We start from the raw sequence: 8,908 nt of genomic DNA, 5'->3' as shown, positions 1-8,908 counted from the left end.
GCGCAACACCGGTGGGTTGGCGATGGAGATCCCCTTCGGCACCATTTACACCACCAACATCACGCCGGACGTGGAAACCGGCATCGGCAGCTGGAGCTACGCGGCGTTCGAACGCGCCATGCGCCACGGCGTCGATCGCCAGGGCCGCTATCTCTATCCGGCGTTTCCCTATACCGCCTTTACCCGCACCCGCGACGACGATCTGCAGGCGCTGTATGCCTATCTGATGTCGCAGCCGCCGGTCAAGTACCGGCCGCCGGCCACCGATCTGCACTTTCCGTTCAACATTCGCCAGGGCATCTTTGCCTGGAACCTGCTGTTCCTGACGCCGGGCGCGATGCCGGAACAGGCGGCCCAAAGCGCCGACTGGAACCGCGGCGCGTACCTGGTCGAAGGGCTGGGGCACTGCAGCGCCTGCCATTCGCCGCGCAACGTGCTGTTCGGCGAGAAAACCGGCGGCGAGCACCTGGCCGGCGGCGTGGCCGAGGGATGGACGGCGCCGGCGTTGACCGGCCGCTCGCCCACGCCGCTCGCGTGGACGCAGCAGGATCTGGTCGATTTCATGCGCACCGGCTACTCGGCCAACCACGGCGTCGCCGCCGGCCCGATGGCGCCGGTGATCGAAGAAGGGCTGTCGCGCTTGCCGCAGGCCGATCTGCAGGCGATCGCCGTCTATCTGCGCAGCTATCATCCTGAAACGGCGGCGGGCGCTACGGCGACAACGTTAAACGCTCAGGCGGAGCGCCAGGTGGAGCCTCTGAGTTCGGCAGGGGCGCGGCTGTTTTCCGGCGCCTGCATGGCTTGCCATGCGCAGGAAAAAGGCGCGCAGATGGCGGGGGTGCGGCCGTCTCTGGCGCTGAACACCAACCTGTTCGCCGACGCGCCGGACAACGCCATTCGCGTGGTGCTGGACGGCATACAGCGGCCGGCGAACGCCGAGCTGGGCTATATGCCGGGCTTTCGCCATAACCTGAATGACGCGCAGATCGCCATCCTGCTCAACTACCTGCGGCAGCATTACGCCGGTCAGGCGCCGTGGCCGGACTTGGCGGCGCAGGTCAGCCGTTTGCGCGCCGAAACCGCGCAGAAATAGCCGCCTGGGGCTGGACAGCCGCGCCGCGTTGACGACAATAGACCTTTTCACATGGACAGAGGCAGTAAAATGAATACGTTAGACGCGATCCGCCAACGCCGCGCCACCAAGCAGTTCGATACGCAGCACGTGATGACGCTCGAAGAGAAAAAAGCGCTGTTGAACATTGCGCTGCAGGGCGCTCCCAGCGCGTTTAACCTGCAGCACTGGCGCCTGCTGCTGATCGAAGATCGCGCGCAGCGCGAGAAAATTCGCGAGGCGGCGTGGGGGCAGGCGCAGGTGACTGACGCGTCGATGCTGGTCGTGCTGTGCGGCGATCTGTCGAGTTGGGAATCGAAAGTAAAAACCGTTTGGGCCGACGCGGCGGAGCCGGTGCAGCAATTCATGATCCCGGCCGTCGATCAGTATTATCGCGGTAAGCCGCAGGTGCAGCGCGACGAAGTGATGCGCAGCAGCGGCATCTTCGCCCAGACGCTGATGCTGGCGGCCAAGGCGCAGGGCTACGACTCTTGCCCGATGGACGGTTTTGATTTCGACGCGGTGGGCGAGATTATCAATAAGCCGGCGCATTATCAGATCGCGCTGATGGTCGCTATCGGCAAGGCGGCGGGGCAACCTTACCCGCGCATCGGCAAGCTGCCGTTCGACGAGGTGGTGAAAACCGATCGCTTCTGAGCTGAACGGTGAATGACAAAAGGGAAGGCTTGCGCCTTCCCTTATTTTTTTATGACGCACAGTTCGTTCCAGTAACTGAAACGGATGCGCCGTTGCAGGCGGTGATGCCACATAGAACACTCCTTCTACCCTACACGGTTTAAATAAATAGCACCGCGCCGAACACAAGGCGAATGCCTTATTGTGCATAGCTTGCCCGTCGGACGGGATTAACCGATTTTACCGGCCCGGTGCGCGGCGGGCGCCCATCGCCAGCCGAAGTTCATGCCCGCGGCCGCGCCGAGAATGGCCAGCGTGCCCAGCAGCTGCAACAGGCTGAGACGGTGCCCGAACGCCGCCCAGTCCACCACGATCGCCACTGCCGGGTAGATAAACGACAGCGCGCCAACCAGAGCGGTGGGGATTTTCTGGATAGCGCCATAGAGCAACGTGGACATCACCCCGGTATGCACCAGGCCGAGGGTCGCCAGCAGCAGCCAGTCGAACGGTTCTGCGGGAAGGCGGGCCAGACCGGCGAACGGCGCCATCGCCAGCGCGCCGACGGTCAGTTGAATCAACACGATGAGCTGCGGCGGCAACGCGGCCAGCTGTTTGACAATCGCTGCCGCCAGGGCGTACATCAGGGCCGCACCGAGCGCCAGCGCCACGCCCAGCAGATAGTCGCCATCGCCGCCACCGCTCTGCCGGCCGGTGACGATCAACACCATCCCGGCGAACGCCAGCAGAAGCCAGCCCAGCCGATTAGCCGTCAGTTTTTCGCCGAACAGCAGCGCTCCCAGCGCCACCAACATAAACGGTTGAACATGGTAGGTCACGGTGGCGACAGCGATCGAGGCATGCGCATAGGCGGCAAACAATAGCGTCCAGTTGAGCACCAGCGCGAGGCCCCCCAGGACGGCGAAAGCCAGCTGCCGCCGGTTGATGGCGCCTGATTTCAGTTGCCCAAGCGCGGCGCAGGTGGCCAGCATCGCCAGCGCGCCGAACGCGCAGCGCCAAAACACCACCGTGGCGGGCGGCTGCCCTAACACGATCACCGGCCAACCGACGGTGCCGGAGATCGTCATGGCGAGGATCATTTGCACTGCGCCGCGCGTTTTCGTTTTCATGTCGTTTCCCTCGCGGCCTGACCGTACTTGTGGTGAAGTCGCTTAATCATTAAAATGAACAATCGAACATTATGATGAACATGGTTGACGGTGTTCGTCAAGTCGAACAAATGAATGGTATAACGAACAATGAGCGAGAGCCTAATGCAGAACATCACGCCGATCGGCCTCTTGTCGGCGGCAATCCGCCGTGAGCGGGAGCGATTGAACCTGTCCGTCACCGAACTGGCGAAGCGCGCGGGTATCGCCAAGTCCACGTTGTCGCAGCTCGAAGCTGGCAGCGGTAATCCCAGTCTGGAAACGCTGTGGGCGTTGGCGATGGCGCTGGATGTGCCGGTCAGCCGACTGATTTCGCAACCCAGCAGGCAGGTGCAAGTGATCCGCGCTCATGAGGGGACCGTGGCGGTGTCAGAGCAGGGCAACTACGCCGCCACGTTGCTGGCCACTTGTCCACCGGGCGCGCAGCGCGACATTTACCGGCTGCGGGTGCAGCCCGGCGAAGCGAAACTTTCCCGGCCGCATCCGCCGGGCACCGTCGAGCATGTGATCATCAGCAGTGGACGGGCGCGCCTTGGCCCGGCGGATCAGCCGCAGGTGCTGAGCGCCGGCGATTACATCAGTTACTCCGCCGATCGCGAGCACGTTTTCGAGGCCCTGGAGCCGGAGACCACCGCTGTGATGCTGATCGAGCAGGGCTAGCACGGCGTTGACGGTTCGTTTATTGAAAATGATTCTCAATTATATTAGTGTGCCCGCCTGTTTTGACGCCGGGACGGGTGCGTAGCCCGGCGTCGCCGTTTATTGCCCTTCAAGGACCGAAGATGAAAATCGCTATTCCTTCCATACTGTTACTCGCCGGTTTGACGGCGACGCACCCGGCCACCGTGTTGGCCGCTGCACCGCCCGCCGCGGCGGATCAGGGCCAGAACGACACGGCCAACAACGATTTCAGCTTCGTGCGCTATCGCGCGGATTACCGCGTTAACGCCAACGCCACCAACGTGAAGACGGAAAGCTACGAAGTGCTGCTGAAAACCAAGGCGGCGGTCGAAAAATTCAGCCAGATCCGCCTGAGCTACAGCGAGAAAATGGAAACGCTGGAGGTGGTCGCCGCCTATACGCTGACCGCCGACGGCCAGCGCCACGATGTGGCGCCCGATCGCATTTATACCCAGGAAAGCTATTCCAGCGCCACGGCGCCGCTGTATGCCGATCGCAAGGTGCGCGTCATCGTGTTCTCCAACCTGGCGCCGGGCTCGCACGTGGTGTACGAACTGCGCCGCACGCAGAACACCCCGTATTTCCCTGACTATTTCGGCCTGTGGGAGACGTTCAGCGTTTTCGATCAGTTCGACGACGCCGAAGTGACCCTGCAGGCGCCGGCCAAGCTGCCGATGCATATCTTCACGCGCGGCGTCGAGGGCGGGGACCAACCGCAAATCCGCAACGGCCAGGCGCACTGGCGCTGGCATTATTCGCGCAGCGCGCCGATGAAGGCGCAAAACTGGGCGGCGGACAGCTGGACCTTCAGCCCGACCATCATGGCCAGCACCTACCGCGAGTGGCCGCAGTTGGCCAAGGCCTACCAGCTGAAGGCCGGCGCGGCGGCGAAGGTGACGCCGGGCATTCAGGCGCTGGCGGACAATATCACCGCCGGTATCAGCGATCGGCGCGAGCAGGCGGAGGCCCTCTATCGCTGGGTGGCGCAAAACATTCGCTACGTGGCGGTGTACCTGGGCAACGGTGGGCTGGAGCCGAATTCGGCGCAGAGCATTCTCGATAACCATTACGGCGACTGTAAGGATCACGTGGTGATCCTGGAGGCGCTGCTCGCCGCCAAAGGCATTGAAAGCTCGCCGGTGCTGATCGGCATGGATGAAGGCCCGATCCTGCCTAAAGTGCCGCTGCTTGGCCGCTTCAATCACGCCATCACCTACGTGCCTGAATTCAAACTGTACCTCGATTCCACCAATCCCTGGGCGCGTTTCGGGCAACTGCCGGAGGGCGATTTGGGCGCGCCGGTGCTGCTGACGCGCGACGCCAGGCTGGCGCGCACGCCGGGCAGCGATGAGCAGCCGGTCAAGAGCGCGCTGAACGTCGATTTCGTGTTCGACAAGGCGGGCAACCTGCAGGGGGAAACCGAGCGCCGGCTGAGCGAAGTGGAAGAAATTGACCTGCGGGGCTACTTCTCGCAGATCAACCGTCAGAATCGGGCGCAGGCCGAAGCGACGATCATGTCCGCTTCCGGCATCGACGGCAACGGCGAAGTGGCGATGAACAGCGATCCGCTGGATCTCAAAAAGCAGTTCGGCTATCGCTTCCGCTTCAAGGCGGACGACTACGTCGATTTCGGCGTGGTGGGCGGCATGACGTTGCCCAACCCGCCCGGCGGCAAATCGTTCCGCACGCTGTATACCACCACGGCGGCGCCGGGCAACGAAACGCCGTTCTACTGCACCGCGCAGCGCTACGACGAAACCTACCGTCTGCAGCTGCCGGCCAACGTGCCGATCATCGCTATTCCGAAAGATCGGCAATTCCGCAATGCGGCGGGCGACTATCGCGTCGAGTGGCGGCGCGACGGGCAGCAGGTGACCGTCAATCACCGCCTGCAGGTGAACGCCATTCGCGGCAAGGAAGCGCTGTGCCAGGCGCAGGATTACCCGGCGTTCCGCGAGCTGTTCCAGCAGGTGCGGCGCGGTTTCCGCGGCCAGGTGGTGTACGGTGAATTGGCCAACGGCAAATAAGCCGATGCCCCGTCGCGCCAAGCGGCGGGGCGCACGCCTCAGTTGAACTCGCCTGCGACCTCGGACCACAGGCTGACGCGGCAACCGCGCGCCGCGAAAGCGTCCATCTCGCGCTTGATGCCGCCGCTCTCTTGCCAACCCGGCAAGTCGAGCACGATCAATTCATCCATCGCCGCCATGAACAGGGCGTCGATCGGCGCCCACAGCTTGCCGATGGCGGTTTTGTCTAGCTCTTGCAAACACTGGTTGATCGGATGCGACATGCTGACCTGGCTAAAAACGGCGTTGCCGGCTCGCACGATAGCGGCGGCGACGTCGTTGCAGGCGATAAAGCGTTGCTGCACGACGTTGGCGTCGGCGTGGCTGTAGGGGCAGGCTAAAAATATTTTTCTCATTAGCGTTTGTTCTCTCAATAATTGTTGTCAGGGACGAAAAAAGGGCGCAGCTTCACCGTGAGGCGGCGCCCCGTTTATTTTTATGGCTTAGGGGTAAATTTAACGAGCGGCGGCGGCGATGGCCGTCGATTGCCTTTGCGTCTGTTCTTTTTCCAGCAATTCAGCCTCCGGCACCGAAATTTTTATGGCGATCAGCACGGCGATCATGCCACCGAGGAATTTGCCCATCATGATCGGCAACACCAGCGAAGGTTGGAAGTTGGCGGTAAACGCCAGGTGATCGCCCAACGTGGCCTGTGCGCAGATGCCGAAGGCCACGCACAGCACCTTATCGCGGGCGCGCATGCCTTTGAACAGGTGATAAACGGCGATGATATTGGCCAATACCATAATAAAGCCCAGCGCGCCGGTATCCGATAAACCGAGCTTTTTACCGATGAAATGCATCGGCTTGCGGCAATAGCGCTGGAATAAATAACAAATGGGGAATGTGCCCGCCAACATAATGCCGATATAACCGGCGATCTCGATAGCGCGGAATAATTCGTCTTTGTCGGCAAATAACGGATCGAATACCCAGCCGCCGAACACCTTTTTAAATACACCGGTAAAATGCTCGATGATGCACAGCGCCAACACCAGCTTGATAAAGGCATCCGCCGCCTTGCCGAAGATCAGGAATCCTTTCACCATCGCCGCCGGCCGCAGCTTCAGCCCCAGCGCCAGCAGGAAGCACAGGGCGAACAGCGGGGAGAGCAGCCGCAGCGCCTGCAGCAAGTCCAGCTGCAGATAGTGCGCGGCAGGTGACGTGGTGGAGATAATCTCCCTGACCGGCAGGTTATTGAAGGTGATGGTCACCAGGGCGATCAGCACGGCGAACGGAATGCTGATCAGGCCTGCCATGGCACCCAGCGCCAGATATTTATGGTCGTCGCGGTTCAGCATGATAAGCCCGACCGGGATCAGGTACACGATGCTGGCACCCGAGGTGTAACCCACCAACATGGCGACGATCCACATGTCGCGGTTGGCGGCAATGGCATCGGCCAGCTGATAGCCGCCCATGTCAACGGCGATCACCGCCAGCGCCGCGATCGAGGCGTCGGAGCCGAGCGCCGAGAAGAAGGGGCCGATGCTATACATGATCAGGTAAGAGATGATCGGGATTGCGGCCATGATGCCAGCTTGGGCGAGAAACACCGGGCCGATGGCGTGAATGCCGTTGACGAATTCGCGTCCCAGCTCGCCTTCCGGTTTGACGATCGACGCCAGCGCACCGATCAGAGTGCCGGCCATGATGATATAGATGATGAAATTACCGAACTCAGCCATGGTGTTCCTCCTGCGATGAACGTAAGCCGCGCGAGCGCGCGATGATTTCCTGATAGCGGGCAAACCAGCCCGCCATATCGACCTCGGCGGGTTCCGTCACTTCATAGCGGTTGAGCACCTTGAGCGGATGTTCCACCCCCAGTCCTTTACGCGCCAACAGCGCAACGCCTTGGGCGGTGATCTCCTTATTGGCGGGAGAGACGATGCGCTTTTGGATCAGGTTGGCGAGAAACTGTGTGAAATAGCGGTTGGCGGACAGGCCGCCGTCCACCGAAATGCTGTCGCCGATCGGTTTCAGTTTATCCATGGCGTTGATCACCTCGGCGGAACGCATGGCGATGCCTTCGAGGATCGACTGCAGCAGATCCTTGCGCTCGGTCTCCAGCGACAGCCCGGCCCACATCCCGGCGGCGGAGCGGTCCCAATACGGGCAAGCCAGTCCGGAGAGCGCGGGCACAAAGGCCAGGCCGCGCACGATGGCCGGCTGAGAGGGGAAGTCGCCGAATTCATCGAAATCGTTGAACAGGCCTATCTTTCTCGCCCAGTTAATGGCGGAGGCGGCGTTATAAACGCCGCCGTCCAGGCCATACACCGGCTCGCTGTCGGGCAGCTTCCAGCACAGCGTGGGCAACAGGCCGGACTCGCCGGCATCGATCGGGCGCGGCCCGGTGATCGCCTGTAAAAAGGCGCCGGTACCGAAGGTGATCTTCATCTGCCCCGGTTGATGGCAGCCGTGGCCGTATGTGCCAGCAAACTGGTCGACGATGCAGGCCGTCAGCGGCACCGGTTTGCCGTTGAGCGCGACGTCGCCGAAGTGGCCGATGTTGTCTCTGACCTCGGGCAGGCTGTCGATCGGCACGCCGAACAAACGGCACAGCTCCTCATCCCACTGCAGGGTATGAATGTTGAACAACGAGGTGCGCGAGGCCGAGTTATAGTCGGTGAGATGCCGGCCGCACAGGTGGAACAGGAAGAAGGCGTCCATGGTGCCGAGCCGCAGGCGGCCGCGTTGCGCCAATTGCCTGGCGCCCGGGGCGTTGTTCATCAGCCAGCCCATCTTGCTGGCTGAGAAGTAGGTATCGAGCGGCAGACCGGTTTTCGCCGTCACCAGCGGCTCAACGCCTTCGCGTTTCAGCCGCTGGATCTCCGGCTCGGTGCGCTGATCTTGCCAAACGATGGCGTTGTACAGCGGCAGGCCGCTGTCGGCGTCCCAGGCCAGCAGGCTTTCGCCCTGATGCCCTAAACCGATGGCGTCCACCATGCCGCACTGGCTGAGACAGCGGCGGATATTCGCCAAAATCTCCAGGGCGTCGTGTTCCACCCAGCCCGGATTGGGGGTGATCTGCTTGTGCGGCATGCTGGCCGGTGAATGGTGCCTGCCGTCTTCGCCGAACACCACGACCCGGGTGCCGGTGGTCCCCTGATCAATCGCGGCATAACGTTGATTCATCATTGCTTCGCTCTCTTATAGGTTTTGTTTTTTTATTGTGCCTGGTGTTGGTTGTGTGACTGTTTTAATAATCTATCTTCAATTTCACACACAAAAGCAACATAAATCAC

General features: G+C 61.7%; 8 protein-coding genes. 4 read left to right on the top strand and 4 right to left on the bottom strand.

Features of this window, described 5'->3' with window-relative positions; translation table 11 throughout:
* Both H7A77_RS23420 and H7A77_RS23415 read left to right on the top strand, forming a co-directional pair.
* Positions 1-1,093, top strand: a 1,093-nt coding sequence (locus H7A77_RS23420) for a cytochrome c (RefSeq protein WP_182074718.1), incomplete at its 5' end; no start/stop codon positions are given.
* Positions 1,094-1,162: 69 nt separating this feature from the next.
* On the top strand, positions 1,163-1,768 hold the full coding sequence (locus H7A77_RS23415; protein WP_147837945.1) for a nitroreductase family protein: 606 nt from the start codon (positions 1,163-1,165) through the stop codon (positions 1,766-1,768).
* Between the two features lie 209 nt (positions 1,769-1,977).
* Here the strand turns inward: H7A77_RS23415 and H7A77_RS23410 are convergent, their stop codons facing one another.
* Positions 1,978-2,874 carry a DMT family transporter gene (locus tag H7A77_RS23410; protein ID WP_089191783.1) on the bottom strand — a complete coding sequence of 299 codons (897 nt, stop codon included), beginning with the start codon at positions 2,872-2,874 and terminating at the stop codon, positions 1,978-1,980.
* A gap of 129 nt (positions 2,875-3,003) precedes the next feature.
* Here H7A77_RS23410 and H7A77_RS23405 point away from each other — a divergent pair, with 129 nt between their 5' ends.
* Both H7A77_RS23405 and H7A77_RS23400 read left to right on the top strand, forming a co-directional pair.
* Positions 3,004-3,573 (top strand): helix-turn-helix domain-containing protein, encoded by a 570-nt coding sequence (locus H7A77_RS23405; protein ID WP_255443902.1) that lies wholly within the window; start codon positions 3,004-3,006, stop codon positions 3,571-3,573.
* Between the two features lie 122 nt (positions 3,574-3,695).
* Positions 3,696-5,621, top strand: a complete 1,926-nt coding sequence (locus tag H7A77_RS23400; protein ID WP_147837944.1) for a DUF3857 domain-containing protein — start codon at positions 3,696-3,698, stop codon at positions 5,619-5,621.
* A 38-nt stretch (positions 5,622-5,659) separates the two neighbouring features.
* Here H7A77_RS23400 and H7A77_RS23395 read toward each other — a convergent pair whose 3' ends face one another.
* From H7A77_RS23395 to H7A77_RS23385, 3 genes are all read right to left on the bottom strand, one after another.
* Entirely contained in the window at positions 5,660-6,016 is a 357-nt protein-coding gene (locus tag H7A77_RS23395; RefSeq protein ID WP_182074717.1) for a DUF1937 family protein, read from the bottom strand.
* 99 nt (positions 6,017-6,115) lie between these two features.
* Positions 6,116-7,348, bottom strand: coding sequence for an ethanolamine utilization protein EutH (eutH, locus tag H7A77_RS23390; RefSeq protein ID WP_033643135.1), 1,233 nt, complete (start codon positions 7,346-7,348; stop codon positions 6,116-6,118).
* Positions 7,341-8,801, bottom strand: a complete 1,461-nt coding sequence (locus H7A77_RS23385) for a glycerol kinase (RefSeq protein ID WP_182074716.1) — start codon at positions 8,799-8,801, stop codon at positions 7,341-7,343. Before H7A77_RS23385 ends, eutH begins: the two co-directional genes overlap by 8 nt.
* Positions 8,802-8,908 lie beyond the last annotated feature (107 nt).

This window comes from Serratia sp. ME47 (genome assembly GCF_903970925.1).
Lineage (GTDB): Bacteria > Pseudomonadota > Gammaproteobacteria > Enterobacterales > Enterobacteriaceae > Serratia > Serratia ureilytica.
The sequence above is the reverse complement of the archived record's forward strand: the minus strand, read 5'-3'. Positions and strand labels throughout refer to the sequence as shown.